The sequence below is a fragment of the Novosphingobium sp. B-7 genome (assembly GCF_000410615.1).
In the GTDB taxonomy this organism is placed as follows: Bacteria; Pseudomonadota; Alphaproteobacteria; order Sphingomonadales; family Sphingomonadaceae; genus Novosphingobium; species Novosphingobium capsulatum.
This window is the reverse complement of record NZ_KE148341.1, coordinates 27,523-54,266: the sequence shown is the minus strand read 5'-3', so window position 1 is coordinate 54,266 and position 26,744 is coordinate 27,523. Positions and strand designations below refer to the sequence as shown.

At 65.1% G+C, this 26,744-nt stretch carries 24 protein-coding genes and 2 pseudogenes; 13 read left to right on the top strand and 13 right to left on the bottom strand.

The window, feature by feature from the left end:
- A partial coding sequence (locus tag H926_RS0112440; protein WP_158441981.1) for a TolC family protein occupies positions 1-358 on the top strand: 358 nt, incomplete at its 5' end.
- Between the two features lie 77 nt (positions 359-435).
- Here H926_RS0112440 and H926_RS0112435 read toward each other — a convergent pair.
- Genes H926_RS0112435 through H926_RS0112425 form a run of 3 tightly spaced genes read right to left on the bottom strand, consistent with a single transcriptional unit; the run spans position 436 to position 2,607 of the window.
- Positions 436-963, bottom strand: coding sequence for a carboxymuconolactone decarboxylase family protein (locus H926_RS0112435; RefSeq protein WP_022676598.1), 528 nt, complete (start codon positions 961-963; stop codon positions 436-438).
- Between the two features lie 38 nt (positions 964-1,001).
- Positions 1,002-1,766, bottom strand: coding sequence for an SDR family oxidoreductase (locus tag H926_RS0112430; protein ID WP_022676597.1), 765 nt, complete (start codon positions 1,764-1,766; stop codon positions 1,002-1,004).
- A gap of 40 nt (positions 1,767-1,806) precedes the next feature.
- Complete coding sequence (locus H926_RS0112425) at positions 1,807-2,607, bottom strand: SDR family oxidoreductase (protein WP_022676596.1); 801 nt, start codon at positions 2,605-2,607, stop codon at positions 1,807-1,809.
- 125 nt (positions 2,608-2,732) lie between these two features.
- Here H926_RS0112425 and H926_RS0112420 point away from each other — a divergent pair, with 125 nt between their 5' ends.
- Entirely contained in the window at positions 2,733-3,674 is a 942-nt protein-coding gene (locus H926_RS0112420; RefSeq protein WP_028657931.1) for a GlxA family transcriptional regulator, read from the top strand.
- Between the two features lie 44 nt (positions 3,675-3,718).
- Here H926_RS0112420 and ligD read toward each other — a convergent pair whose 3' ends face one another.
- Together ligD and H926_RS0112410 are read right to left on the bottom strand one after the other, a co-directional pair.
- Complete coding sequence (gene ligD, locus H926_RS0112415) at positions 3,719-6,232, bottom strand: DNA ligase D (protein WP_022676594.1); 2,514 nt, start codon at positions 6,230-6,232, stop codon at positions 3,719-3,721.
- A gap of 4 nt (positions 6,233-6,236) precedes the next feature.
- Entirely contained in the window at positions 6,237-7,094 is an 858-nt protein-coding gene (locus H926_RS0112410; RefSeq protein ID WP_022676593.1) for a Ku protein, read from the bottom strand.
- A gap of 200 nt (positions 7,095-7,294) precedes the next feature.
- On the opposite strand from H926_RS0112410, the gene H926_RS0112405 reads away from it, so the two are divergent.
- From H926_RS0112405 to H926_RS0112390, 4 genes are all read left to right on the top strand, one after another.
- Positions 7,295-8,473, top strand: a complete 1,179-nt coding sequence (locus H926_RS0112405) for a diguanylate cyclase (protein ID WP_022676592.1) — start codon at positions 7,295-7,297, stop codon at positions 8,471-8,473.
- A gap of 173 nt (positions 8,474-8,646) precedes the next feature.
- On the top strand, positions 8,647-10,032 hold the full coding sequence (locus H926_RS0112400; protein ID WP_022676591.1) for an MFS transporter: 1,386 nt from the start codon (positions 8,647-8,649) through the stop codon (positions 10,030-10,032).
- Positions 10,029-10,427 carry a nuclear transport factor 2 family protein gene (locus H926_RS0112395; protein WP_022676590.1) on the top strand — a complete coding sequence of 133 codons (399 nt, stop codon included), beginning with the start codon at positions 10,029-10,031 and terminating at the stop codon, positions 10,425-10,427. Before H926_RS0112400 ends, H926_RS0112395 begins: the two co-directional genes overlap by 4 nt.
- Positions 10,424-10,822 carry a nuclear transport factor 2 family protein gene (locus H926_RS0112390; protein WP_022676589.1) on the top strand — a complete coding sequence of 133 codons (399 nt, stop codon included), beginning with the start codon at positions 10,424-10,426 and terminating at the stop codon, positions 10,820-10,822. Before H926_RS0112395 ends, H926_RS0112390 begins: the two co-directional genes overlap by 4 nt.
- Here H926_RS0112390 and H926_RS27275 read toward each other — a convergent pair.
- The 6 genes from H926_RS27275 to H926_RS27255 all read right to left on the bottom strand — a co-directional run bounded on the left by H926_RS27275 (position 10,804) and on the right by H926_RS27255 (position 19,813).
- Positions 10,804-12,408, bottom strand: coding sequence for a tannase/feruloyl esterase family alpha/beta hydrolase (locus tag H926_RS27275; RefSeq protein ID WP_022676588.1), 1,605 nt, complete (start codon positions 12,406-12,408; stop codon positions 10,804-10,806). The two genes, H926_RS0112390 and H926_RS27275, sit on opposite strands and share 19 nt — an antisense overlap.
- Positions 12,405-13,997 (bottom strand): carboxylesterase/lipase family protein, encoded by a 1,593-nt coding sequence (locus H926_RS0112380; protein WP_022676587.1) that lies wholly within the window; start codon positions 13,995-13,997, stop codon positions 12,405-12,407. The genes H926_RS27275 and H926_RS0112380 overlap by 4 nt, the downstream gene beginning before the upstream one ends.
- Positions 13,998-14,073: 76 nt before the next feature.
- The gene (locus H926_RS27270) at positions 14,074-17,013 is read right to left on the bottom strand and encodes a TonB-dependent receptor domain-containing protein (protein WP_022676586.1); all 2,940 of its coding nucleotides are present in this window, start codon (positions 17,011-17,013) and stop codon (positions 14,074-14,076) included.
- A 92-nt stretch (positions 17,014-17,105) separates the two neighbouring features.
- Positions 17,106-17,600: a DUF3237 domain-containing protein gene (locus tag H926_RS27265; protein WP_022676585.1), complete on the bottom strand. Its 495-nt coding sequence runs from the start codon at positions 17,598-17,600 to the stop codon at positions 17,106-17,108.
- Positions 17,601-17,603: 3 nt separating this feature from the next.
- Positions 17,604-19,277, bottom strand: coding sequence for a CocE/NonD family hydrolase (locus tag H926_RS27260; protein ID WP_022676584.1), 1,674 nt, complete (start codon positions 19,275-19,277; stop codon positions 17,604-17,606).
- Entirely contained in the window at positions 19,277-19,813 is a 537-nt protein-coding gene (locus H926_RS27255) for a DUF3237 family protein (protein WP_169041187.1), read from the bottom strand. Before H926_RS27255 ends, H926_RS27260 begins: the two co-directional genes overlap by 1 nt.
- 100 nt (positions 19,814-19,913) lie before the next feature.
- Here H926_RS27255 and H926_RS0112355 point away from each other — a divergent pair, with 100 nt between their 5' ends.
- On the top strand, positions 19,914-20,495 hold the full coding sequence (locus H926_RS0112355) for a MarR family winged helix-turn-helix transcriptional regulator (protein WP_022676582.1): 582 nt from the start codon (positions 19,914-19,916) through the stop codon (positions 20,493-20,495).
- A 270-nt stretch (positions 20,496-20,765) separates the two neighbouring features.
- On the top strand, positions 20,766-21,722 hold the full coding sequence (locus H926_RS0112350) for an MBL fold metallo-hydrolase (RefSeq protein ID WP_022676581.1): 957 nt from the start codon (positions 20,766-20,768) through the stop codon (positions 21,720-21,722).
- Positions 21,723-21,740: 18 nt separating this feature from the next.
- Here H926_RS0112350 and H926_RS27250 read toward each other — a convergent pair.
- A pseudogene (locus H926_RS27250) lies at positions 21,741-22,406 on the bottom strand (MBL fold metallo-hydrolase); the annotation flags it as partial.
- A 14-nt stretch (positions 22,407-22,420) separates the two neighbouring features.
- Between H926_RS27250 and H926_RS31785 the strand changes: the two are divergent.
- The 5 genes and pseudogenes from H926_RS31785 to H926_RS0112320 form a co-directional block, all read left to right on the top strand.
- Positions 22,421-22,585: pseudogene (locus tag H926_RS31785) on the top strand (rhodanese-like domain-containing protein); the annotation flags it as partial.
- A gap of 61 nt (positions 22,586-22,646) precedes the next feature.
- The gene (locus H926_RS31780; RefSeq protein WP_022676578.1) at positions 22,647-22,823 is read left to right on the top strand and encodes a hypothetical protein; all 177 of its coding nucleotides are present in this window, start codon (positions 22,647-22,649) and stop codon (positions 22,821-22,823) included.
- Between the two features lie 180 nt (positions 22,824-23,003).
- Positions 23,004-23,162, top strand: a complete 159-nt coding sequence (locus H926_RS32520) for a hypothetical protein (protein ID WP_158441979.1) — start codon at positions 23,004-23,006, stop codon at positions 23,160-23,162.
- A gap of 67 nt (positions 23,163-23,229) precedes the next feature.
- Positions 23,230-23,499 carry a hypothetical protein gene (locus tag H926_RS0112325; RefSeq protein WP_022676576.1) on the top strand — a complete coding sequence of 90 codons (270 nt, stop codon included), beginning with the start codon at positions 23,230-23,232 and terminating at the stop codon, positions 23,497-23,499.
- Between the two features lie 286 nt (positions 23,500-23,785).
- Positions 23,786-26,089: a TonB-dependent receptor gene (locus tag H926_RS0112320; RefSeq protein WP_158441978.1), complete on the top strand. Its 2,304-nt coding sequence runs from the start codon at positions 23,786-23,788 to the stop codon at positions 26,087-26,089.
- Positions 26,090-26,134: 45 nt separating this feature from the next.
- Here the strand turns inward: H926_RS0112320 and H926_RS27240 are convergent, their stop codons facing one another.
- Positions 26,135-26,551, bottom strand: coding sequence for a MarR family winged helix-turn-helix transcriptional regulator (locus H926_RS27240; RefSeq protein ID WP_158271964.1), 417 nt, complete (start codon positions 26,549-26,551; stop codon positions 26,135-26,137).
- Positions 26,552-26,744: the final 193 nt, after the last annotated feature.

Below are 26,744 nucleotides of genomic sequence, written 5' to 3'. Positions count from 1 at the left end.
TGTTGCCTCGCAAGTGCGCCAGGCGCAGGCCACGCAACGCGCTACGGTGTTCGATGCCGCCGCCGCCGGCCGCGAGGCGACGCGCTCCACCGATGCCGCCTGGGCCGCCCTGGCCGGTGCACGGGCGCAGATGGCAGCCAACCAGGCGGGTGTGGACGCGGCCAATCTTGCGCTGGGCGGGGTCAGGGCCGAATATGGCTTTGACCTGCGCTCGACGCTCGACATTCTGGTGGCGGACGAAAGCCTGCGTTCCGCCCAGCTCGCGCTGGCACGCAACCGCAGCGACACGATCATCGCCCAGGCAGCCCTGCTGCGGGCCACGGGGCACCTCGATCTGGATGCGATCCCAAACGGATAGGGCCAAACGCATCGCGGCGCTGTGCAGATCGGTGTCTGCACAGCGCCGCGATTTGGGCCTATCGAGGGGCGGTGGCGTTAGATTGCGGGGAAGTCGACCGTGGTGGCGGCCACGTTGTTGATCAGGTTGGTAAAGAAGTTTTCGGCCACCACGGCAACGATCTCCACGATCTGGCCGTCGCCGAACCCGGCGGAGCGGAGGGCCGCGATGTCTTCTGCCGAAACCTTGCCCCGTGCCTCGGCCACCTTGCGGGCAAAGTGCACGGCCGCTGCAGCATGCGGATCGGCCGAGGTTCCCTGCCGCGCCAGGTCGATTTCGTCCCTGCTCAGCTTGGCGAAATTGTGGCCGGTGAAGGTGTGGGCGGCATCGCAATATTCGCAGCCGTTCACAGCCGCCACCGCAAGGGCGATGCGTTCACGGGTCTTGAGATCGAGCGCCTTGCCCAGGCCCTGGTTGAGCGCCGCGTGGGCGGTGATCGCCGCCGGGCTGTTCGAGAGCACGCGGAAGAAGTTGGGCACGCGACCCAGCTTGGCGTTGATGGCGCCCAGCGCGGCCTGCGAACCTTCCGGGGCGGCGGCAATTTCGGGAATGGTGATGCGAGACATGACGATATCCTTTTGCCTGTGAGTTTGTCCGCTGGCGCTCAAGCGCCGGTGGGAATGGGGTTTTCGACAAGGCTCTGGTTGAAGGCGTCGAACAGGGCATGCTCGCCGGCTCCGGGGTTGTCGCGCATGGCGCGGATGCCTTCGACGATCACCTCGGGCGCGTCGGTTGCCAGCGCCACCAGGGTCTGCTCGATGAAATCGGGCAGCGGCATCGCGCGGGGATCGCCGCTCTTGTAGATGAGGTCGGTATCGACCCACGGCGGGGCGATTTCCTGCACGCGCACCGATGTGTCGCGCAGCTGGAACCGCTGCGACAGCGCGTAGGAATGCAGGGCCGCCTTGGTTGCGGAATAGATCGCGTTGCTGGCGATCGGCACATAGGCCAGCACGCTGCTGGTGTAGAGCACGGTCGCTTCGGGCTTGGTCTTGAGGTGTTCGATCAGGGCCGAAGTCACGCGGATCGGTCCCAGCAGGTTGGTGGTGATCAATTCCTGCGCGAGATCGTCGTCAACCGGGCCGGAGACGTCGTCGAACGGCATGAAGCCCGCGTTGTTGAACACGACATTGAGATCGGGGTAGCGCGCGATCACGTCCCGCGCTGCGCGCTGGATGCTGTCGAGCTTGGTGACGTCGAGCTGTACCGACGCCATGCCGGGATTGGCTGCCGTCACCTCTTCCAGCAACGCGGTGCGCCGCCCCGAGATGATGACCTTGTTGCCCAGCTTGTGGAGCGCTTCGGCCAGGCCACGGCCAATGCCGCTGGTGCCGCCAGTGATGAAGATGGTGTTGCCGGTGAGTTTCATGAGCGTAGTTCCGTTTTCGGGAGGGGAGGGGGAAGAGCGATCAGGCTGCGGCGTGGAAGCGCGGCGCGGAATGGGTGGCAGAGAGCTGGGGGCCGAGGGCGGCGCGGGCGGCCTCGAAGGCATTCCACAGCGCCACGTCGCGCAGCGCAGGGATGGTGCTGGTTTCGCCCTGGTCGAGCCCGGCGAGCGCAGCGTCGACCATGTCTTGCGCGTCCATCACGATCTCGGTGGGCAGGTGCTCTACCGGCAACCCGCCGAGGGCCCAGAAATCGGTGCGGGTGGCGCCGGGCAGCACGGACTGGGCGCGGATGCCCTTGTCGGCCAGTTCATGGTTCAGCGACGTGGTGAAAGCCTGCACGAACGCCTTGGTGCCGCCATATACCCCATTGAGCAGTTCCGGGGCCACCGCGACGATCGAGGCGATGTTGATCACGGTGCCGCCGCCGCGTGCCACGAACCCTGGCACCGCCGCATAAGTCAGCCGCATCAGCGCGGTAACGTTGAGTTGGACCATGGCGGTCATCTTGTCGACGTCGCTTTCCAGCAGCGCGGTGTGCGTGCCGATCCCGGCGTTGTTGACCAGCGCCGTGACGCTGGCATCTTCACGCAGAACCTTTTCGACGCGGGCGAGGTCGGCACTGTCGCCCAGGTCGGCGGCGAGCACTTCGACCGAGCGGCCGGTCTTGTCCGAGATCTGCGCGGCCAGTTCCTGCAGCTTGTCGCGGTTGCGGGCGACGAGGATGAGGTCATATCCCCGCGCAGCGAGACGGTCGGCATAGATCGCGCCGATACCGGTCGATGCGCCGGTGATGAGAGCGGTTCCCTTGGTGGTGGCGGTCATGGTCGTGGTCCTTGTGCTTGTCGGTGCGAGCGTCATCGCTCGTGACAAGGACCTTATGGATCAGGCGGTCTATGTCTGGTATGACGTAGAAAATACGTTTTTCAGACATAGCTTGTGGAGGCCACATGCCGCACGTTTCCATGGTGTTGACCCCAGGCTTCCAGTTCCTTGCGCTGGGGGTGCAGGCCGCCTTTGAATTGGCCAATGTCGTGCAGGAAGAACCGTACTATACCTTGTCGATCGCCTCGGTCGCGGGCGGGGAGGTCTTGTCGTCCAGCGGGTTTGCCGTTCCTACGGTGCCGTTGGCGCAGGTCGGGCCGGTTGATACCCTGTTGCTGCTGGCGGGGCTGGTACCACCGCCGCGCCAGGACGAGGCAACGCTGGAAACCCTGCGCACCATGGCGCGCGAGGCGCGCCGCGTGGCTGGCCTGTGCACGGGGGCGTTCCTGCTCGGGCAGATCGGCCTGCTCGACGGTCGCCGCGCCACCACCCACTGGGCCTTTGCCCGCCAGATGCGCGAAGACTTTCCCAAGGTGCGGGTCGAGGACGACCGCATCTTCATCAACGAAGGGTCGGTGTGGACCTCGGCCGGGCTTACCGCCGGCCTCGACCTGGCTATTGCCCTGATCGAAAAGGATCTGGGGCGCGATGTGGCTGGCGCGATCGCCCGCCGCCTGGTGATGCACCACCGCCGTGCCGGCGGCCAGTCGCAGCATTCCGAACTGCTCGAACTGGCGCCGAGCAGCGACCGTATCCAGAAGGCCGTGATCTTTGCGCGGGCGCACCTGGCCAATCCGCTGACCGTAGAGGAACTGGCCGAGATTGCCGCCCTCTCGCCCCGCCAGTTTGCCCGCGCCTTCCGCGCCGAAACCGGGCAGACACCGGCCAAGGCGGTCGAGCAGATCAGGCTGGAAGCCGCCCGGTTGATGATCGAGGAAACCCGCCACCCGATGGACCAGGTGGCGCGCGAATGTGGGTTCGTCGACATTCGGCGCATGCGGGAGGCGTTCATGCGGCAATATGGCCAGCCCCCGCAGACAGTGCGCCGGCTGGCCAAGGCCGCTTAACCGTTCGCGCCCGAACCCTACAGCCCGGCCGACACCAGCGGCGGTCAGATTTCGGGAAGCGCTTGCCCCGCAAAGCCCCAGCCGCGCAAGGCGGGCTGCGCGGCGCGGTCGATCAGCCTCTCGGCATCGGCGATCGAGAAGGGATGGGCATTGTCCATGCCATCCAGCTCGTCCCAGGTAATCGGCACGGCAACCGGTGCCCCTTCGCGGGCGCGAGCAGAGTAAGGCAATACTGCCGTGCTGCCGCGCTGGTTGCGCAGCCAGTCGATGAAGATCCGGCCCTTGCGCTTGGCCTTGCTCATAGTGGCGGTGAAACGTTCCGGCGCGGCCAGCGCCAAGGCCTCGGCAAAGCGGCGGGCAAAGTCCTTGTGCGTGTCCCAATCGTGGCCGGGCGTAAGCGGTACCACCACGTGCACGCCCTTGCCGCCCGACAGCATGGCAAAGCTGACCAGGCCGATGTCGGACAGATGACCGGCGATATCGTGGGCAGCGCGGCGCACTTGCGCGAAGTCGAGGCCCTCGTCGGGATCGAGATCGAAGATCATCCGGTCGGGCTGTTCCACCGCCTGCGCGCGGGCACCCCAGCCGTGAAATTCGATCGAGCCCATCTGCACGCAGGAAAGAAGTCCTGCGCTATCGGTGACGTAGAGGTAATCCTCTGTACCACCGTTCTTTTCGGTGATGGGCACATGGTGGACATCGTCGCCGAACGAGCCGCTGTCATGCTTCTGGAAAAAGCACGCCTTGGCCCGCCCCTGCGGACAGCGCACCAGGCTGAGCGGGCGGTTGGCGGCAAAAGGCAGCATCAGCGGCGCCATGGCCTCGTAATAGCGCGCCAGATCGCCTTTGGTCTGCCCGCTTTCGGGGAACAGGACCCGATCAGGATGCGAGATCTTTACAGGGGCAGTTGGCGCGGGAAGGGGGGCAGGGCGTTCGGGCGTCACATTCTTGGCCTTTTTGTCCTGCCGCAGCCCGACAAAGCTGGCATGGCGCACGCGGCCGTCGGCGGTGAACTGGGCAAACGCGATTTCGGCCACCAGCTTGGGCTTGATCCACTGCGCGCCACGTGCCTCGGCCGGAGGGACCAGCGCCCCGGCCTTGCCTTGCGCCAGCGGCGCCATCACTTCGGCCAGTGCCTGCAGCGTCTTGGCATCGAAGCCCGTGCCAACCTTGCCTTTGTAGACCAGCGCGCCGTTTTCAATCTGGCCCAGCAGCAGGGCGCCGAACGGCCGCGCCCGCGCCGGGCTTTTGGTCCAGCCCAGCACGACAAACTCCTGTCGCAGCGTGCATTTGACCTTGACCCACTGGCGGGTGCGGTCTCCGCGATAGGGCGCATCCACCCGCTTGGCGATGATGCCTTCCTGCCCGGCCTGGCACATCGCGCCGAACAGTTTTTCGCCGGCGCCGATGACATGCTGGGCAACATGGAGCGGTGGCTGCGCCTGTGCCAGCAGCGCTTCGAGGCGTTCCTTGCGCTCGATATTGGGCAGCGGCTTGAGATCATCACCCGCCAGACGCAGCAGATCGAAGGCGAAATAGGCCAGCTTTGCGCTTTGGACTGACTTGAGGGCGGCCTGCAGCGTTGAGAAGCTGGGATTGCCCTGCGCGTCGAGTGCCACGGCTTCGCCATCGATCAGCGCGGGCGGGAGGTCGAGCGCGGCCAGGGCGTCGGCCAGCGGCTGAAACCGTTCGGTCCAGTCCAGCCCGGTGCGGGTCAGCAGCTTTACCTCGGCACCCTTGACCGCGGCGAGCAGGCGGTATCCGTCGAACTTGATTTCGTGCATCCAGTCGTTGCCGGTGGGCACGGCATCGACCAGCGTGGCAAGCTGCACCGGCTCGAACGCGGGCAGGCGGGCGGCAGTTTGGCGTTTTGCGCGGCGTTTGGGCTTTGCCGCAGCCGTGGCATTGTGGCGGGCCGCATGCTCCATCGCCTCGGCAAAGCGCTTGCCTTGCTTGCCGGCCAAGGACTGGCTGCCCTGCTTGTCGGCAGCGATCTGGGCCATGGAGCGGCCTGTCAGAACACTGGTCAGCCCGCGCTCCACCAGATGTTCGCTGCTGCCGGCATGATCATCAGCCACTTTGCGCAGCAGCCAGTTCTCTCGCTTTTCCTTGCCGCGCGGCTTCATCCGCACGAGCAGCCACTCGCCGTTCATGCGCTCGCCAAACAAGCGGAAATGCAGGTGGCCCTTTTCCAGGTCCTTGGCGCTCTTGCCTTCGACTGGTTCCCAGCGGCCCTGGTCCCACAGCATCACCGTGCCCCCGCCATACTCGCCCTTGGGGATGCTGCCTTCGAACCGCGCATAGGACATGGGATGGTCTTCAGTGCGCACGGCCAGGCGCTTGTCATCGGGGTTGAGGCTAGGGCCACGCGTCACCGCCCAGCTTTTCAGCACGCCATCGACTTCCAGCCGGAAATCCCAATGCAGGCGGGTGGCATCATGCTTTTGCACGACGAAGAGGTGGCCGTGCCCGCTGGGCTCTTCCACGCCCTTTGGCTCGGCCGTGCGGGTGAAATCGCGCTTGGCGTTATAGGGCGCAAGGGGATCGGCGCGGGCCACGAGACTATGCCTTCTTGCGACGGGCGGCAGGCTTGCGGACCGGGTTTTTCGCGGGTTTTCGCGCGGGCTTGTCCTCCCCTACCGATTTCTTCAGGGCGGCCATCAGGTCGATCACATTGCCGCCCTTGCCACCGGAATCGTCTTCGGCATCTTCGAGAATGCGCTTGCCTGTGCCCGCCTTGCGCTTCTTCTCGATCAGCCGGTGCAGCGCATCGACATAGCGATCGTGGAATTCGGCAGGCTTGAACGGTGCGGTCTTCTTTTCGATCAGCGTTGTGGCAAGGTCGATCAGATCCTCTGACGGTTCCGTCTCGGGGATGTCCTTGAAATAGCCCTGCGCACGGTGAACCTCGTCGGCATAGCGGAGCACTTCCAGCACCAGCCCGCGCCCGCATGGTTTAAGCGACACCAGTTGCTCGCGCCCGCGCACCGACAACTGGCCAAGCCCTACGCGCCTGGTTTGCCGCAGGGCATCGCGCAGCACGCCATAGGCTTCTTCGGCAAGGTCGTCGGCCGGCACCACGAAATAGGGTTTTTCGTAATAGAGCACGTCGATCTCGGATGGCTCGACGAACTGTACCAGTTCTAGCGTCTTGCGGCTTTCCACCTGCGCCGCCGCAATCTCCTCGTCGTCGAGCAGGACATATTCATCCTTGGATACCTCATAGCCGCGAATGATTTCATCGCGGTCTACCGGCCCCACCCCGGGCGCCACCTTTTCATAGCGGATGCGCTTGCCCGAAGGCTCGTGGATCTGGTGAAAGCTGATCGCCGCGCCAGAGCGCGTGGCAGGATAAACCTCCACCGGAATGGAGACGAGCGCGAGCCGGATCTGTCCCTGCCAATAGGCGCGTGCGGGCATGGTGTACCTCCGCCTAGCAAAAGCGCCGGGCGTGGCACGGGTTCCCCTGATGAACCTATGTCAAGATTGATGCCGGCATGCCGAAGAGCCACCCAAAAAGGCGCGACACTAAATTTTCCGGGCCGCTCCAGGGTTAACGATAAATTTTTCATATCCCGTGCAGTATCTGGCCGAGCCGACCAGGACGCCGACATCCGACGATGACGAACACGCTTTTCACGATCTATCTGTTCATCGTCGTCACGCTGGTCGCCAGCGCCGGGATGACCCTGTGGGAACGCAACGCGCAGCCGGCGCGCCGGCGGTTCCTGGGAACCTGCGCGGCCGGCTATGCCGTGCTGGCCACCGGTTGCGTGATCGCCACGACGCGCACGCACATTCCCGGCATTACCGGCGCGGTGTTGAGCAACCTCGTCATGCTGTGCGGCTATATGGTCGTGCTTGATGCGGTGGCGGCGCTCGATGGCCGGCGGCACCGGGGCAAGTCGGCGCTGCTGCTGGGCGGTATGGCTGCGCTATGGGCCTGGGGCGGGGCGCAGTGGGCGGTGTGGACCTGGCTCTATGCCGCAGCGGTGCCGATCGCGATCGTGTGTCTTGCCACTACCTGGGAGGCATGGCGCAGCCCGCCTTTGCGCACGCTGCGCTCGCGCAATGTGTTGATCGCTGTGACCGGGTTCCACGGTGTGGTTTATGCCGCGCGGGCACTCGTACTGCCGGGTGTAGTGGCGCGCTTTGGCCAGGGTGCCATCGAGTTGTCGAGCACGGTGACGCTCTATACCGGCGTACTGTATTCAGTCGTGCTGCCGATGGTGATGCTGGCACTGGTGCGTGAAGAGGCCGATGCCGGCCTGGTGCGCCTGGCCACGACCGATCACCTCACCGAACTGGGCAACCGCCGCTGGTTTTTCAGCGAAGGCGCCGAGCTGATCGCGGCCGCGCCCGGCGACCTGGCGCTGCTGGCCTTCGATATCGATCATTTCAAGTCGATCAACGATCGCTTTGGCCACGCGACGGGTGACAAGGTGCTGAAATCCTTTGCCCTGATCCTGCGCGATGTGGTGGGCCCGCATGCCCTGCTGGCGCGCATCGGCGGGGAGGAATTTGCCATCATGCTGCCCGGGTACGACGGCCAGGGCGCGCGTCGCGTTGGCCAGGCGGTGATCGACCGCTTTGCCGACAGCGCCGTGCTGTGCCGTAGCGGCGTTGCCGTCAGCGCGACGGTGAGCGTGGGGCTGGCCGAACTGGGCAACACCGGCCGCGATGTGGCAACCTTGCTCGGCCTGGCCGACCGCGCGCTTTATGCCGCCAAGACTCTGGGCCGCAATCGCCTGGAACCCGCGCTGGTCGCGCTGGTGCAACCGGCCATGGCAGTGGCGTGATCCCTCGGTTCAATCGGGCTTGCAGCGTGGTTCTGGGCCGCATGCCAGACCAGCGCCAGATATGTATTGATTAATCACCAACCTTCCTCCACAACGGCGGTGAAGGCGCAAGACTGCCATGGCAGCGGCGCAGCACGAGACAAGCGCGGCGCGATGCCGGGCGGAGGAGAGCGATGCGCAACGATGAAGACGAGCGGCTGTTGTCGCCAGGATACGGCCGCACTTTCATCGCCATGAGTTTCCTGGTGGCGACGTTCAACTTCGCCGACCGTTCGGTCTTTGCTGTCACCGCGCAGGCGATCAAGAGCGACCTTGCGCTCAGCGATTTTCAGCTTGGCATACTCCAGGGCTTGTCGTTCGCAGTGCTCTATGCGCTGCTCGGCGTGCCGATCGGCCGGCTTGCGGAACGCCGATCGCGCCTGGGCATCATCACCGCCGCCATCGTGTTCTGGTCGGGCATGACGATGGCCTGTGCCGCGGCCGGCAGCTTTGTCCAGATGATGCTGTGCCGCATTGGCGTGGGCATGGGCGAGGCGGGATCGCAGCCGGCGACCTCGTCGCTGGTTGGCGATCTCTTTCCCCGGCAGCGGCGCGCCTCGGTCATGGGGCTGATCCTCCTCGGGTCTCCGATCGGTACGTTTATCGGCGCTTCGGCGGGCGGCGCGGTGGCGGGGCTGTGGGGCTGGCGCACCGCATTCGTGGTGATGGGCCTGCCGGGGCTGCTGATAGGCCTGCTCGTCGTGCTGCTGCTGCGCGAACCGCGCCGCGGGCTGGCCGATGGCCTTGGCGCAACGCCGCGCCCGGCGCCCGATTTTCGCGCGTTCCTCAAGGTGGTGGGGCGCAAGCCGGCGCTGGTCTACGTGATCGCCGGCGGCGCGCTGGCCGGTTTTGGGATGAGTTCGATCTCGCAGTTCCTGGCCGTGTTCCTCAGCCGTGCCTATGATCTGCCGGCGCGCACGGCCGGCACGCTCTATGGCACGATTTCGGCACTGGCGCTGGGCAGCGGGCTGCTGATCGGGTCGTTCGGCACCGACTGGCTGGCGCGGCGGGGTGATGGACGCTGGCCGGCCTGGGGCGCGGCGATCGGCCTGCTCATCGCGCCGTTCTCCTATTGGATTGCGCTCAATGCCGCCTCGCCGGTTACCGGCACGGTGCTGCTGATCATCTCGGGCTGCTTCCTGCTGCTGTATTACGGCCCGACCACGGGCATGATCCAGAACCTGCTGGAGCCGCGCATGCGCGCCACCGGGGCGGCGGTGTTCGGCATGTTCTATACCCTGGTTGGCTATGGCGGTGGCCCCACGTTCGTGGGCTGGATGAGCGACTGGTTCGCCACGCGGGCCTATGGCGCGGCGGATTATCTGGCGCGGTGCCCTGCTGCGCGGCCCGGTATGGGGGCGCTTGATGCCGCGCACCAGGCCTGCGCGATGGCCTCGGCCAGCGGGTTGCGGTCAGCTCTGATGGCGTCGGTGTGCGTGTTCTTTGTCGCGGCCGCGATGTTCCTGCTGGCCGCGCGCACCCTGCGCCAGGACTATTTCGTGGCGGAACCGGCGGCATGAGCGCGGATCTGCGTGCCTGGTTCGAGGGCTATATCGCCGCGTTCAACCGCAACGATTTTGACGGCTTTGGCGCCTATTATGCGCCGGACGTGGTCTTTGCCGGCCAGGCTGCCCAAGTGGTGGGGCGCGCGGCGGTGCTTGATTTCTATCGCACCGTGAAGGCGCACCTCGATGAAACGCTGGACCTGTTGACATTTGTCGGCGCGCCGGATGGCAGCCGCATTGCCGCCGAACTGCGCACGAGCCTGGTAGCGCGTCGCGACTGGCCCGAAATGCCGACCGGCGCCATGCGCGCGGGCGATCGTCGGGAGAGCGTTAACTTCGTGATCTATGATATTGAAGACGGACACTTTGTCCGCGTGCGATCGGCGCGCTTTGGCAGGGGCGCAGCATGACGCCCGAGGCCCGCCTTGCCGCCTATATCGATGCGTTCAACCGCAGCGATTATGATGCCTTGTGCGATTTCTATGCGCCCGATGTGCGGCTGGTGATCGGCAACGGCACCCAGTTGGTGGGCCGCGAGGCGATCGTGGCGTTCTATCGCCCGATCAAGCAGCAGACCCAGCGCACCATCACCGTGCGGCAATGCTTTCACGATGGCCAGGTGCTGGCGGCAGAGCTGGAATCCGAATTCCTGGCGCTGACCGACCTGCCGGAATTTGCTGCCGGGCCGATGCGGCGCGGTGATCGGCGCTATCTCAACAGCCTGGTATTCTATGATTTTGCCGGGCCGCATTACACCCGCATTCGCGCGGCGGTGCTCAAGCGGGCTTATCGCCCCGTGGCGTGAGCCTTGCTGCCCGGCCAGGGAAAGCCATCGGCCGGTTCGGTGCTGGGCGCGGCCGGCGCGAATGAGCCCGCACGGTTGACGTCACCTCCCAGATAGCGCGTGCCCGTGGGATAGGCATAAAGCGGCCGTTCGCGCAGCGCACCATCGGCGAGGCGCGCCACCGCCGGCACTGCATCGGGCACATTCCCTTGTTCGACCCATTGCACCATCGCCCCCAGGAAATCCTGCTCATAGGGCACATAGCCGCCCTGGCAGTGATAGCCACCGGGCACCAGGAACAGCCGGGCGAACGCGCGCGTGGCGGCAAGGCCGCCCATGGTGTCGCGCACGGCCTGATAGTAATCGAGCATGCCGCGCGCGCCGGCGGCGTTGTCGGCCAGGCCCTGCCACAGGATCAGCTTGCCGCCATGGGCGCGAAAGCGGGTGAGATCAGGATCGGTGGCATCGAACGGCGCCCCGGCGGCAAGCAGGCGGGCGAGGCTGGCTCGGTTGAAGCGCCAATCGCGCCAGGTGAAGTTTTCCGGCAGCGCATCGGGCAGCAGCAGCCGCGAAAGAAACGCTTCGGCGGCAAACTTGCCGGTCTGCGTGGCCGCGCCCGGACCGACCCAGCCCAGTTCGCTGCCATAAGGCGCGCCACCTGGAAACAGCACCGTACCATCGGGCGCGGTCGGCCCCTGGTAATAGGCCCGCGCGGCATCGACTTGGGCCGTGTTGAGGCAATCGCTGCCGTCCTTGTCAGGGCAATGCAGCGTGGCCGGATCGAAATGGCAGCGGCGCGGATCGTCGATCTGGCCATCGCGAATGCCGTCCAGCGCGTCACAGTTGTTGATCACCGCCTGGTGGAGCAGGGCGACTGCGGCGGGGGTGAAGACCTCATGCCCGGCTGCGTCGAGCCCGTGCTGCGCTTCCCACAGGAACAGTTGCATCGCTGCGGGCATGGAGACCGAGGAACCCGCAACAATGCCGTCGAAGTCGTCGGGGTAGCGTTGCGCCTCCATCAAGGCCTCGCGCCCGCCGCCCGAGCAGCCGACGAAATAGCTCGCCGTGGGCGCGCTGCCATAAAACCGTGTGACGATTGCTTTGGCGGCCATCGCCGTGGCGTGGGTTGCCTTGTGGGCAAACTGCATCCGCAATTCCGGGTCACTGGCCCAGGTGGCATCACCGATACCGGCCCCGAAATGGCCGCCGTTGTCAAAGGCCACGGCAAACCCACCGTCGGCGAGATGGGCGTTGCTGCATGACGGCACGATGGTGTTGCCGATCACGCCACACATGCCGCCGCATCCGCCCTGAAGATAGCGGCCGCGATAGCCCGCCAGCGGCAGGCGCAAGACGAACTGGGTTTGTGGCGCGGCATAGCCGGTGACGATGCAGGTGGCATCTTGTTCGCTGGCACTGATCACGCGATAGGCGATCGGGCCGGCCCGCGCGGTGACGGGCGTGACCAGCGCGGCGCAGGGAAGCACGGGTGCCTGCGTGGCTCTTTCCGGCAGAGCGAGCAGCGGGGCAGCGGGAACAGCGTTGGCCGTGGCGGCGCAGAGCATGCCCAGCAAGAGACCGAATGCGAGTGCAAGGCCGCGCATCATGCGGCGTACCGTGCGATCAGCGCCTGTTCGGCGCCCAGCGGATCGGCGCGCGCGCCCGATACTGCCGCGAACACCATGGTTTCCCGCTGGGGCAGCCGATAGGTGGGCCAATGCGGAACACCCGCACCGTTGGGATCGCCATGGCGGGCAAAGTGCGTCCATGCCGCGCTCATGGTGTCGGCAAGCGGCTGCGCAGCGGCAAAATCGGGGCCGATCGCGCCGGGTGCGCGCGCCAGGGTATCGAACACCAGCGGCAGATCGAGGCCGTGCGGGCTGCGCATGCGGCCACCCTGCGGCTTGACCGGCCAATCGAGCAGATAGGCAAAGACCGGTGCCCGACCGAGCGCGGCATGGCGATCGGCGGCGATGCGGGCATTGCGGCCCATGCCAAGCTCGGTCGTGATGGCGAAATAGGCGTCACTTGCGCTGGCGCCGGGATGAAGCGCGCGAAAACCGGCGATCAGGCCTGCCGCGTCGTGGACGCTGGCGGGAAGCATGGCCGGCAAGCCCGGCCAATCGAGCGTGAAAGCGCCGGGCGGGGGAAACAACCCGGTCGTTTCCGTGGCAGTATGGCCGACGAGCAGGGGAACGTCGGGCGCGACCGGCGGTGCGCCGGGGCCAAAGGGGGTGTGGGGCACGACGGTGCCATCGGCCACCACGCCCGGCCCGCGGGTGGGGTCACCGCCCGTTACCTGGGCGATGGCATCGAGCAGGCGTTTCGCCGGCACCTGGCGCAAGGTATCGAGCGCGGTTGGCGCCAGGCCGAGCGCGGCCATGATCGCGCGGGTCTGGCGTTCCGCGTCATCGGGCGCGATGGTATAGGTGCCAAAACCGCTTTGCAGGATCGCGCGCTGAAACAGGCCGCGTGCCGCTGGCATCGCCAGCAGCGCCGCCACCTTTGATCCCCCGCCCGATTGCCCGAAGATCGTGACCCGGCCAGGATCGCCACCGAACGTGGCGATATTGGCGCGCACCCAGCGCAGCGCGGCGACAAGATCGAGCTGGCCGACATTCGATACCGCTGTGCCGGACTTGGCGAGATCCCCGAAATGGAGGTAGCCAAACGCATTGAGGCGGTGATTGACCGAGACCACTACCACATCGCGGCGCTGACACAGCCGCAGCCCATCGTTGACCGGCGCATCGCCGGCACCCAGTGCAAAGCCGCCGCCATGGATCCACACCATCACCGGGCGGCGCTGTCCATCGTTCACGCCCGGCGTCCAGACATTGAGGACCAGGCAGTTTTCGCTTTGCCGCGCGCCTGTTTCGGCAGGGGCGCCGGGTGGGGCAAGCTGCGGGCAGCGATCGCCGAACGCCAGCGCGTCGCGCACCCCGGACCAGCGTGGTGGCGGCACGGGCGGCAGGAACCGTCGCGCGCCACCCGTGTCGGCGCCATAGGGCAAGCCGCGAAAGACATGCACGCCCTGCTCGATCGATCCGCGCACCAGCCCGCTGGTGGTGCGCACCACGCCGCCCTCTGCAGCACGGCTGCCCGGGGCCAGCCACAGTGCACCGCCGGCGGCAAGCGTGGCGCCCAGCACGGTTCGCCGGTTGACAGGGGTGGTTAGCGCGGCGTTGTCAGCCATGGCAGGCACTCCGTAAACAGGGCTGGTGGAGGCCCGCTCGCTGGCCGGCCTCCATTTGCCACGATCGGCAGGTCGGTCAGAAGTTGTAGCGTACGCCCACGCGATAGCGCCGGCCGATCACGTCGTAATAGACCGAGTTGTTGTTGCCGTTCCACAAGGGCGGCGGCATCACATCGAACAGATTGGTGACGTTGCCATAGACCTGGAGCGTGCGCGGCCCGTTTTTGATTAGATCGAAACTGGCGCCGATATTGGTGTAAAACCGTGATGGCACGCGGTTGATGTTGATGCTGTTGACCAGATTGACGCTATAGCCTGGGTCTTCCGGCCCGATCAGCGACGCATCGTATTTGCCGCCCGAGATGAAATGCCCCTGCAGGTTGAGCGTCAGGCGGCGCAGCGTCAGCGAGGCGAACCCGTCAACCACCCAGGATGGCACCCCATTGAGGCCGTTGTCGCCAGCCCGGTTGACCGGCGTGGTCGTGCCCGGCATCAGCACCGCGCTGTTGGTCAGCTTGATGGTATGCGTGGCGAGGCCGCGCAGATCGAGCGACGAATCCGCGCCCAGGTTGGTGTGATAGCTGGCTTCGAAATCCAGGCCTTTGAGATCCTGGCGGTTGAGATTGAGATAGAGCACCGACACCGACTGGAGAATGCCGCTGGAATTGCGTGTCACCAGGCCACAGATATCGGCAGCGCCAGTGGTGTTGCAGGTATTGACGATGACCTGCGCGCCCAGCGTGGCGATCGCGTCGCGGATGCTGATCTTGTAGTAATCCGCCGAAAGCCGCAGCCCGCGCAGCGCCCCGCCGGGTTGCAGCGTGATCCCGGTGGTGAAAGTGCGGGCCTTTTCCGGGCGCAGGTTGATGTTGCCGCCGGTGTAGATCGTGGCGAACACTTGCGAGCCGGTCTTGGTATCGGACAGCGCGCCCACGCCCGTGACCGGGGTGGTGAACAGTTCGGCCGTATTGGGCGCGCGAATATCCTGCGATTCCGTCACCCGCAGCAGCACCCCATCGATCGGCGCATAGGTGCCACCGATCTTCCAGGTGGTGGCGTTGAAGCTGTTGGATACTGTCAGGTTGGCGGTGTTGTAATGGGTGCGGCGGATCGCGCCGTTCAGATCGAGGCTGCGGCCGAGCGGGCTGTCCTTGAGCAGCGGCAGGCCCGCTTCGACATAGCCCTCGATCACGTTGACGTGGCCGCGCGTGGGCGTGGCGTTGTAGACGTAAAAGCCGTTGGCGGCCGAGATCGGGTCCACGGTGATCGACAACTGATCGCGCCGCGCTTCCACCCCGGTGGCGAGCGTCATCGGCCCGGCCCAGCCTTCGAACAGCGTGCCGTGCACGTTTCCGGCGCCCGCCCACTGGCTGAACCGCGTGTGCTGATAGGTCGTGCCAAAGGCATAGGCCTTGGCCTCGGGCGAGAACTGCCCCTGGCCCAGGATATCGAGCGGCCGGCACGCCGTGTTGGGATCGGTGAGGGCGACGCGGCAGATCGGCTTGCCCGTGACGGGATCGGCCACGGCATCGATCGCCTTGGCATAGTTGGCCGTGATGCGATCGTTGACCGTGGACTGGGTATAATCGGTCACGCCATACTGGACATAGCCATCCCATGCCCAGGTGCCACCGAGCTTGCCGTTGGCGCCGGTGACGATGCGGAAGGTGTCGCGCTTGGACACACTGTCCATCTGCCCGAAATCGGTGCCGAGCTTGCCGATGACGAGGCCGGTAATCCCGTTGGCCTGCATCGTCTGCTTGATCGCGTTGGGCAGGAACGGATTGTCGATCCTGATCAGGCTGCCGTTGCCAGGGAAACCGCCATCGCGCACTTCGGGCCCGCTGGTATATCCGGCGACATGGCCATAGCTCATGTCGATGAAGCCCGTGAAAGCGGGCGAGGCTTCGTATTCGAAATGGCCGAACGCGTTGTAGCGCGTGACCGGGATCGACAGCGCGGGATCGCCGAAGAAGCTGTTGAGGCCGGCACCCGTGCCGCCTTCCATGAACAAGGCCCCGGCGTTCTGGCCATAGGAGAACGGCACGGGGTTGCCATTGGCATCGAACTGCAAACCGCCGAGCGGCCCACCGCGCGCGGCCGAGCGCGTGCCGGCAGCATTGACCACGCCGGTGATCAACCCGCCCGGCGTGAGCGTGGCGGTGTGCACGTTATAGGCAATGTTGTTGGCCGGCCGCCCGTTGACACCAGCGGTCTGGGTCAGATTGCCCACCTCGTTCGAGCAGTTGGTGCGGGTGTAGCATCCGCCCACGCCCAGATCCTTGTCGTATTCCGCGCCGAACACGGCGTGGCCGCGGCCGTCGGCAAAGCTGGTGCCGGCGGCGATCTGGGCCACGTAGTTGTTGCCATCGCCGCGATCGGTCACGCCATATTCGAAATTGCTGCGCACCCCTTCGAGATGCTTGTTGAGGATGATATTGATCACCCCCGAAACCGCGTCAGAGCCATAGGCGGCAGAGGCGCCGCCGGTGACGATATCGGCGCGTTCGATCAGCAGCGTAGGGATCAGGTTGAGATCGACCGTGCCGGTGGACGTGCTGGGGGCAAAGCGCCGGCTGTCGACCAGCACCAGCGTGCGGCTTTGGCCAAGACCGCGCAGATCGGCGATGCGGGCCCCCGCATTGACCGGGCTGATATTGGACCCCACGGTCGAATTCGATGGCGAGGACGATGCGCGGAACGAGGGCAGCGTGGCCAGGGCTTCGCCAATGTTGGTCGAGCCCATCTTTTGCAGTCGCTCGGTGCCCAGCGTGGTAACCGGCGTGGGCGCGTTGAACGAGGAGTTGGCAAGGCGCGAACCGGTGACGATGATCGCCTGCTCCTCGGCGCGTTCGGCCCCGGTGGGCTGATCAGGGGGCAGATCGGCGGAGGGGGCCGGCGTTGCGGCCGGGGCCTCTTGCGCCGCGGCGCATGATGGCAGCGCGGCAAGGCCAAGCGCGGCACTGGCGAGCAGCCTGGCGTGGCGGGCGGAAGCGTTGGCAGTCTTACCCTTCATGATGGCGTCCTCTCTCGTTCCCCGATTGCAGGTTCGGGGTTTATGGTTCTGATGATGGCATTCGTGCGGGGGGTGGTGGCTGGGCGCCTCGATCACCGCACGAGGTAATAGCGAAACAGCGAATGGTCGGGCGGATCGCTGGGCGATACGTGCGGCCGCCGCGCACCGACCCCAACCAGCACGCTGCGGTTGAGCCATTCGTGCGGCCCGGTCGGCGCGCGGAAATAGGGCGTGCAGCGGAAATAGCGCGGAATGGCTGGCGCATCGTCAGCCATGCCGGGAAGCCGCAGCGGTCCGTGCACATAGCCACGGTTGTGGATGTAGATATGAGCGCCGTCGTCGGCCTCGATCATGTAGTGGGCGTTCAATTCGACCACGCCGTCGGCGCGCACGATCGGCCAATCGGCGCCGCTGAAATCGACCAGCCGGCCGTTGAGCCGTGGCCCCGACACGATGCAGTCTGCGCCGACCGAGGTGTAGCCGGCGCTGGCTCCGCCCGAAATCGGCCAGACCCAGCGCTTGTCGAAATTGATGCGGATATCGAACGCGTGCTCGGCATGCAGCGCAAGATCGTCGGCGTGGTCCATGACCTAGTCCTCCCTGGCCGGAACAACCGGCAGCAGCAGGTGCGATGGGTGTGCCGCGCCCAGGTGCAGCACGTGGCGCCCGGCATTGCGGGTCTGCTCGTGACGGGCAAAAGGCAGGCCGGGCAGGCCTTTGTCGGGAATGTCACGCCCCTGGATCACCAGGCGCAGGCTTTCCCCGGCGGCAAAGCGAGTGGACGACGGCCAGATCTCGATATCGACCGGCACGATTTCACCGGGGCGCAGGCGCTGCTCGGCCGTATGCGGATGAAATGGCTGTAGCGGGGTGCTGCGCTGTGGATCGGTGGCGCGATGGCTGGCGCGCAACCAGCCCAGGGCAACCGGCCCGTCTTCGAAAAAGGCGTAGAAGGTCTGCCCCACAGGCGCGCCGGTGGCGTCATGCTTTTGCAGGGCAACGAACAGGTCCATGTCGTCCGCGCCCTCGGCCTCCACCCACAGGCGCAAGGCGGCATGGCCGGTGATCTCGGTATCCTGGGCAAAGCGGTGCTCGAACACGGCGCTGCCGGTTTGCGCGTCGTAGGCCGTTTTGCCTGCCGCTTGCGGTGCGGCCAGGTGCAGTCCACCGTCGACGCCTAGCCACAGCGGCGTCGGCTCGATGCGGCCCAGCGGCCATTCGGCCTCGTCGCGCCACTCGGCAATATCGTGGCGATCGCGCACTTCGATCCGCACGCGCGGCCAGGCCGTCAGGCTGGTTGCGCGGCCAAGCAGGAAGTGATCGAAAAACGCTTCGCGCCCGGCCTGACTCTCGGGCCGGTAATAGTTGGCCCACTTCTTTTGGCCATGCACGGTCAGCCATTTTTGCGGGCTGGCCATGGCCTTGAACGCTTCGAGCGTGCCACGGGTGTGCAGCCCCTGGTCAGACCAGCTTGCCACCACCCAGGCAGGGGTGCGTATCGCGCCGAGGTCGATTTCCTTGCCCTGCCAGAACGCATCGTGGAGCGGGTGGGCCTGGGCATTGGCCCAGGTGTCTTCGGTTTGGCCCAGCGAATAGGCGATGTTGTCCGACGCGCGGGGCAGGAACCCGGTTTCGAGAATGCCGCCGTGATAGGCGAATTCGCGATACCAGTCGGTAAAGCCTTCCCACGGATTGATCGCTGCCAGCGCGGGCGGGGCCAGCGCCGCCACCCAGAACTGGATCGCGGCGAGATAGGAGACCCCGGTCATCCCGATCTTGCCGTTGGACCAGGGCTGCTCTGCCAGCCAGGCGATGGCATCGGCGCAGTCCTGCGCCTCTACCGCGCCATTGTGGTGGAAATCCCCTTCGGAAAGCCAGGCGCCGCGCGGATCGACTACTGCCACGGCATAGCCGCGTGGGCACCAGGCGAGCGGGTCGGCGCCTTCGAACGGCGTCAGCGGCGAAAGCCAGGCGGGATCGACGCCGGAATGGGGCCAGAACACCCGGTTGCTGCGGGCGTGCTTGCCATAGGGGCTCCACGACAGCAGGCAGGGCAGGTCTGCCAGGCCTGCCGTTCCTGCCGGGCGATAGATGTCTGCGAAGATGCGCACGCCATCGCGCAGCGGGATCGCCACGTTGCGTTCGATCACCAGCCCGGCATCATGCTCTATCGCATGATCGCGCGGCGGCAGGGGCGGCTTGCCCGGCGCGCCATGGGGATCCTTGCCGGGGCGCATGAGCGGGGCAAACGCGGGCGCAACCATCACATCACCACGAAGTAGTGAATGCGGTTGGCGTTGGGGATCTTTTCCGCCACGCCGATGAACACGTGCTGGCTCATCCAGGCATGAGGCCCCTCGGGCGCTTCGAACCGGGGCGCCACGCGCATGTAGTAATCGTCGGTGCCCACGTCCTCGTTGCGGGCCATGCGCGCCGCGATTTCGGGGCTGCGCGCCCAGCGATAACCGCGGTTCTGCATATAGATCACCGCGCCATCATCGGCTTCGAGCAAGTAGCGCGCATCGAAATCGATCACGCCGTTAGGGCGCTGCAACGGGAAATCGCCACCCGACATCGGGATCACCCGGCCGTTGAGGCGCGGCCCCTCGATCGTGCCCTTGGCCGCATAGATCGCCGCGCGGGTATCGCCAATGGCAGAGGGTTCGATCCAGCGCAGACCGGCGAGATCGATCGAGATGGTAAAGGCAAATTCGCAGCGCGGCGCGAACGGATGGTCGGACGCAAGGGGGTGCGCCGACACCGGGGGGTGTGCCGGCGCAGGGGGGTGGGATTCGGCCAAGCGATCCTCTCCTGAATGGTTTTGCGAGTTGTTGATTTCTCACTATGTCAGGTGTTGATACATCCACAAGTCTGGCATGACAAGGGGCATTCTTTTGGCTATGGCGATGGGCATGGACACGGACAGCGCCAGTGAAAATCCCAGCCACGCGCGCGTCGCGGATGACAGTTCCCCCGTCCCGGGCCAGAGTGATGGGCACGCGATGCTGGCCGCGTCAGAGCGGCGCTGGCAGCTGTTCGGGCTGAGCCATCTGCCCTATCGGGTCCTGCTGCTGGCCAAGATGATCGACCGCGTCACCTCGCAACACGTGCGCGACCGCGCGGCCATGTCGCTGGCGGAATGGCGCGTCATCTCCCACGTCGAACTGATGAAGCAATGCAGCGCCGCCGAAATTGCCGAGGCGGCATTTGTTGATCGTTCCGAGGTGAGCCGCGCGGTTGCCGCGCTCGAGTCGCGCAAGCTGATCCAGCGCGATCCCAACCCGCGCAACCGCAAGAGCAGCCTGATCTCGCTGACGCCGGAAGGAAAGGCGATCTACGCCATGGTGCGTGAAGAACGCACCCATATGTACGAGGAATGGCTGGAAGACCTGTCGAGCGAAGACCGCGCCCAACTCGACACCGCACTGCGCACGGTGATGCGCCGCATCGTGCTGTCAAACCCGGATGCGCTGAAGGCGTGAAGCCAGCGACATCGCGGTTTCATACGGTCGTTTCGACCTGGCCATAGGCCTATCCAATGGCATCAGAGGTAAAATGTATTTCTGGCTGATAGCGCGCTGCCGTATCGCGGGCCGATAAGGCGGTGCAGGAGAGGATGCATGCGGGCGATTATCCGTCATTCCGGCAGGCATGAGTCCGAGTGTCGCTACGTTCTCCCAATGCTCCAATACATTCAAAACGCTGAGCTGCGACGCGCTACGACGCGGCTTGCCAGCGCAAGGAATAGAATAATGCGCAAGGTAATTCTGGCCAAAACTCTCGCGGTCGTGGGTTGTGCGGCGATGGCGGGCAGCGCTGTTGCCTCCACCAAGCCGGCAACAGCGGCGGCGGCCAGCACCGCCCCCGCGCAAGCGCCAGATGGGCTGTTGCTGCTCGGGACGGCAGGCGGCCCCCTGGCGCGCGCCGATCGCGCTGGAATTGCCACGCTGCTGACGATTGGCGGCCGGAATTATCTCGTCGATGCAGGCGAAGGAGTGGTGCATCAACTGGGCAAAGCAGAAATGCAGGCTCCCGCAGCGCCGATCGTTTTCCTCACCCACTTGCACGATGATCACTATGCCGGGCTGCCAGGGCTGGCGTCTTTCAGCTATACGCTGCGCGCGCCACGTCTTGATGTCTATGGCCCGGCTGGCACCGTCGATTTGGTCAGGGGTGTGGCCCAGGTCATGGTTCCCAACGCTCGCATCCGCATGGCTGAGCAGGGATTGAAACACACCCCCGCAGAGTTCGTGGTGGCCCATGAATATGGGGCGGGCACCATCTTCGACGATGGCAACGTGAGCGTGTCGGCCGTGGTCAACACGCACTTTGACTTTCCTGACGGAAGCCCGGCGGCGGTCAACAAGTCGTATTCTTTGCGCTTTGACGCAAAGGGGCACTCTATCGTGTTCACCGGCGATACCGGTCCCTCTCAAGCAGTGGCGACGCTGGCCAAAGGCGCCGACGTTCTGGTTTCGGAAATGGCCTCGCACGCTGATCGTGCGGCGGTGCCGCCGTTTGTGCGACCACACATGGACCGCGAACATCTCTCGCCGCTGGAAGTGGGCAAGCTGGCCGCAGCGGCAGGAGTAAAGACCCTGGTCCTCACGCATATTGGCGTCACCGATCCGTCGGACGTCGCTGAAATTCGCAGCGTTTTCAAAGGGCGGATCATCGTGGGTGCAGACCTGACCAAAGTTGCGCTTTGATCGGTTTCCACCGGCGAATTACCCACGCTTCTGCCATTTCACCGGGATGCGCAGATACGTAACGCCGTTCGCGTCGGCCGGTTGGAATTGGCCGGCCCGAATATTGACCTGAATCGAGGGGAGCAGCAGCTTGGGGACCGACAGCCCGGCGTCACGCTGCTCCCGCATGGCGACGAAATCGTCCTCGCTCACGCCGTCGTGAACGTGGATGCTGGATCGGCGCTGTTCGCCCACGGTCGTTTCCCAGCGGTAGTCATTGCGGCCCGGCGCCTTGTAGTCGTGGCAGAGGAACAGCCGCGTCGCATCGGGCAGGGCCAGCAGACGGCGGATCGAGCGATAGAGCGTGCGGGCGTCTCCGCCCGGGAAATCGGCGCGCGCGGTGCCATAGTCAGGCATGAACAGCGTATCGCCCACAAATGCTGCGTCGCCAATGTGATAGGCCACGTCGGCCGGCGTGTGGCCGGGCACATGCAGCACCTCAACCTCCAGTTCCCCGATGGCAAAACGCTCACCATCCGCGAACAGCCGATCGAAATCCGAACCGTCGGTCTTAAGATCGTCCATGGCGAACACGGGCCGGAAAATCTTCTGCACGTCGCGGATATGCACGCCGATCCCGATCCAGGCGCCGGTATGTGCCTTGATGAACGGTGCCGCCGACAGATGATCAGCGTGGGCGTGCGTTAAGGAGTGATGCGATGACGCTTGCCAACCTTTCCCCCCTAGATGCCCGCGCCGCGATCGATACTGGCGCGCGTCTGATCGATGTGCGCGGCGCCGATGAACACGCGCGCGAGCGTATTCCCGGTGCCGTCAACATCCCGCTGGACCGCATCGGCGATCTGCCGCGGGACGATCGGCCAGTCGTGTTCCACTGCAAGTCAGGAATGCGGACTGGGCTTCACCACTGCGGCATCCTACGCCATGTCAGGGCTGGTGGATTGGAACGTGACGGCATTGCTGGTTGCCGGTGGCGTCATCGGTACGATGGCGGGCATCGCGCTCGGCAAGATCATCGGCACGCACAAGGGGCTGCTAGAGCGCGGGTTTGCCGCCGTGGTCATCGCGGTGGGCACCTATGTGACGCTGTCCTCGCTCTGACCGGCGCTGTTCCATAGCGGTTCGCACCATCGCATTTTGCCCGTCGATTTTGGGCCAAAGCGCGATGACCTTCGGCAATAGCGGTAGCAGGCGTTCTGGCTGGTCCGTACACTGGCTCGCCTGAAATCGGAGCCAACTGCCATGATCAGACCCACCGTTGCGGCCATGCTGGCATCGGGCATGGCCTTGTTCATCGTTGCGCTGGTGATGGCGGCGCATGCCCGGCTGGCTGCCGATGCGGCTATCGCCTTTGCGGGGCGCGGCAGTGCCATCTTGGTTGCTGGCGCGGCCGGACTGCTTTTCGCGCAGGCGCTCGGAACGCGCCGTCGATCGTCGTGACGCGTCTGCCGTCCTGTGTGGCCGGCGCAGGCGCTGCCTGGTACACGCGCGGTGTGGAACTGGCCGCATGAGCATTCTCGAGCGCGCCGAATACCTCTTCCATGGCACGGCGGCACGGGGAAGGGCTGACGAATTTCAACCCGTGCGCTGGTGGTTGACCGAGACGGACTGGCACCGGCTGCTGGCCGAGCGGGCCAAGCTCGAGATCATGCCTGGCTATGCGCTGATGCGACGGCTGTTCGGCCTGCCAATCGCGATCGACTATTACAACCAGGGCTCGCGCCTGGTCACCCGGGACGGCACGGCAATCCTGTTCTGGCCCGTCGCCAGTTCGTGAAAGAACCGCTGGTGCCTGGGGGCAACTGCTGTAGTCCAGCTCATGTATCTGAACAGGCTGACTTTATGCGTGATGCGGCACTGCTTGGAATCGGGATCAGCCGCCGGTCGAAGGAATCGCGAAGCCTGCTCCCAGTCAATTGAGGGCTGGCTTTCGACGGTGTTGCCAAGCAGCCACAGCTGAAAATCTCTTGCGGGCGCTCCAATGAGCCTCTGGATCATCACTATAATATGTTATATAACATAACTTGATGGCGCGAAACGCGTTGCAGGTTTGGAGAGGGAAAATGACTGCATATCGAGTGAAACCTTGGCTGGCGTGCGCTTTGCTGGGCACCTCGGCCCTTTGCACGATCCCGGCGTTCGCTGCCGACGCGCCGGAGCAGGCAGCCGCTGCGCCGGCTTCCGCTGCCCCGAGCGATCCCGACGTCAAGGACATCGTCGTCACCGCGCAGCGCCGTCGTGAAAGCGTGCAGAGCGTCAATATCGCGGTGACCGCACTTTCGGGCGACGCCCTGACCGAAAAGCGCGTGACCCGTGCGCTGGATTTGCAGACCGCCGCGCCCGGCATCACCATTTCGCGTTCCGGCATCACCGACAGCTTCAACATTCGCGGCATCGGGCTTGCTTCCGCCTCGCCGCAGGTAACCAACGGGGTCGCCACCTATATCGATGGCGTGTTCCAGACCCCGATCGTGTCAAACGGGCAGTTCTACGACATGGCTGGCGCGGAAGTGCTGCGCGGGCCGCAGGGCACGCTGTCGGGTGCCAATTCCACCGGTGGCGCCGTCTACCTCACCACGCAGCGTCCGCAGCTGGGCAAGCTGGGTGGCTATGCCAGCGCCAATTACGGCAATTACAACAATGCCGGCATCAACGGCGCGCTGAACCTGCCGGTGGGTGATAACTTCGCCATCCGTGCTTCTGGCCTGTTCAATCGCCATGATGCCTGGTTCAAGGATATCGGGCCGGCCAAGAACCAGCCAGAACGGCTCAACGAAATCGATGGTCGCGTGCAGGCGCTGTGGAAGCTTGGCGGGTTTCAGGCCAACTTGAAGGTTGAGGCGGTGCAGCGTCGCACCGGCGGTTTTGCGCTGCAGCCGATCAACACCACGCTGGCCAACAATCCCTATGTCGTGGGCCGCACCAACACGCCCTGGACGGTGAGCTATGACTCGCCGGCCGCCAACTTCGAGCGTGCCTTCACCACGATGCTGGAAGCGAAGTACCAGTTCGATGGCGGGCTGACGCTGCGCTCGGTCACGGCCTATCAGAACAAGCGCCTGGCGGCTGTGTCGGAAACCGACGCCACCTCGATCAACCCCACCAACTGGGCCAGCTATCCCGCGCTGGCTGCGCTGGGCAAGGTGCAGAACCAGGTGGTTGGCGCCAACAACGTGCGCGAGCGCGTTTACAGCCAGGAAATCAACATCATCTCGCCCGACAGCGGCGCATTCAAGTATGTGCTGGGCGGCTATGCGCAGCGCAACAAGATTGATCTGCGCAACTGGAACAGCACCAACGGCGCGTTCACCACACTGCCCCAGCCGATGACCAACAAGGTGTTGCTGGGCGTATTCGGGCAGGCCAGCTATCAGTTGGCGCCCAAGTTCTCGGTCGATGCCGGTTTGCGCTATTCGCATTTCCACGTTGATGGCTTTGGCGCGGTCTATCGCGCCGCGCCGGGCTCCACCATCACCCAGGTGATGACGGTGCCGCCGGTAGGTGCCTCGGTGCTGGTGCCGCAGACCGGTAACGAGGGCGATGGCCGCATGACCGGCAAGCTCGCGCTAAACTTCAAGCCCGATGCCGACAACCTGCTGTTTGTCTTTGCCGCGCGCGGTTACAAGAATGGCGGCATCAACCCGCCGGGCGGCAGCTTTCGCCCGGAAACGGTGTGGGACTATGAAGCGGGCTGGAAATCCAGCTTCTTCGATCGCCGGTTGAAGACGCAGATCGGCGCGTTCTACATGAAGTATAACAACTTCCAGATGGACGTGATCAATCCGCTGTCGGGCCAGAGCGGCGTGGTCAATCTCGCCAACTCCGACATCAAGGGGTTTGAGGCCAGCTTCCAGGGCAAGTTCGATGCCCTGTCGGTGGATGGTGGCCTGTCGTTCGTCGACAGTTCGCTCAGCGCGCTCTCGCTCGTCAACAAGTGGGCGATCCCGGCTGGTGTAAGCACGCCGCAGTGCAATCCGGCAGGCACGCCGGGCACGGTCGGCAACGGCTGCTTCAACTATGTGATCACGAGCACGTCGGGCGGGCCGAACCTCTACAGCCCGAAGTGGACGTGGAACGTGTCAGCCGCCTATCGCATCGACCTGGGTGGTGAACGCACGCTGACCCCGCGCCTGGGCTATGCCTACATCGGGTCGCAGTGGGCCTATCCCACCTATCAGGCGGCTACCGACCTGATCGCGGCGCGCGGGTTGCTCCAGGGCAGCATCACGCTCGACATGGGGGGCTTCAAGGCCGAGGTCTATGGCACCAACCTGGCCAACAAGTTCTATGTCGCCGGGCAGAACGGCAAGAACGAACTCTATGGCGCGCCGCGCGAATATGGCGTTCGCTTCAGCAAGACGTTCTGATGGTGCGTCTCTTCCCGGCGGGGCGCTTGCCCTGCCGGGAAAGCATTATGGCGGGCACCACAATGCCCGCAGCAAAGGCACCAGTTCGGCCTTGAGATGCTCTGGCACCGCGGCATAGATGCGCGCTTCATGGGCGGAAAATTCTGCCACGATGCGTTCGGCCAGGTTTGTTCCAGCTGGGCTGAGGTGCAAAGTCTGGATGCGGCCGCGGCCCGGCCCGGTCACGACCAGTCCCCGTTCCACAAAGCGGCGGATGATCGGGTTGAGGTTGGGGCGCTTGATCGACAGCAGGCGCCCGCATTCGGCTTGTGACAGTCCTGGATTGCGGCCGATCAGCACCAGGATCGAGGCTTCCGATACGCCCACGCCCATTGGCTCGAGATGTTGCGCCAATTGGGCCAGGCGGCTGCTGGCGGCGCGGCGCAGAAGATAGCCGGGATAGGCGAGAAACGGATTGTCCATGGAAATGTTCATCTCGATCTGATGCCGCCTGGGCAAGCGGAGCGGCGGAATTTGCCCCCGCACAGGGTATGTTATTTAGCATAACGCGATGGCGATCAAGCACCGAGCAAAGGAGTGGCGATGAAGCACAATCTGGCGATGGCCCCGTTGACCTTGGCAATTCTGCTCGCCGGGATCGGCCCAGCGCGTGCGG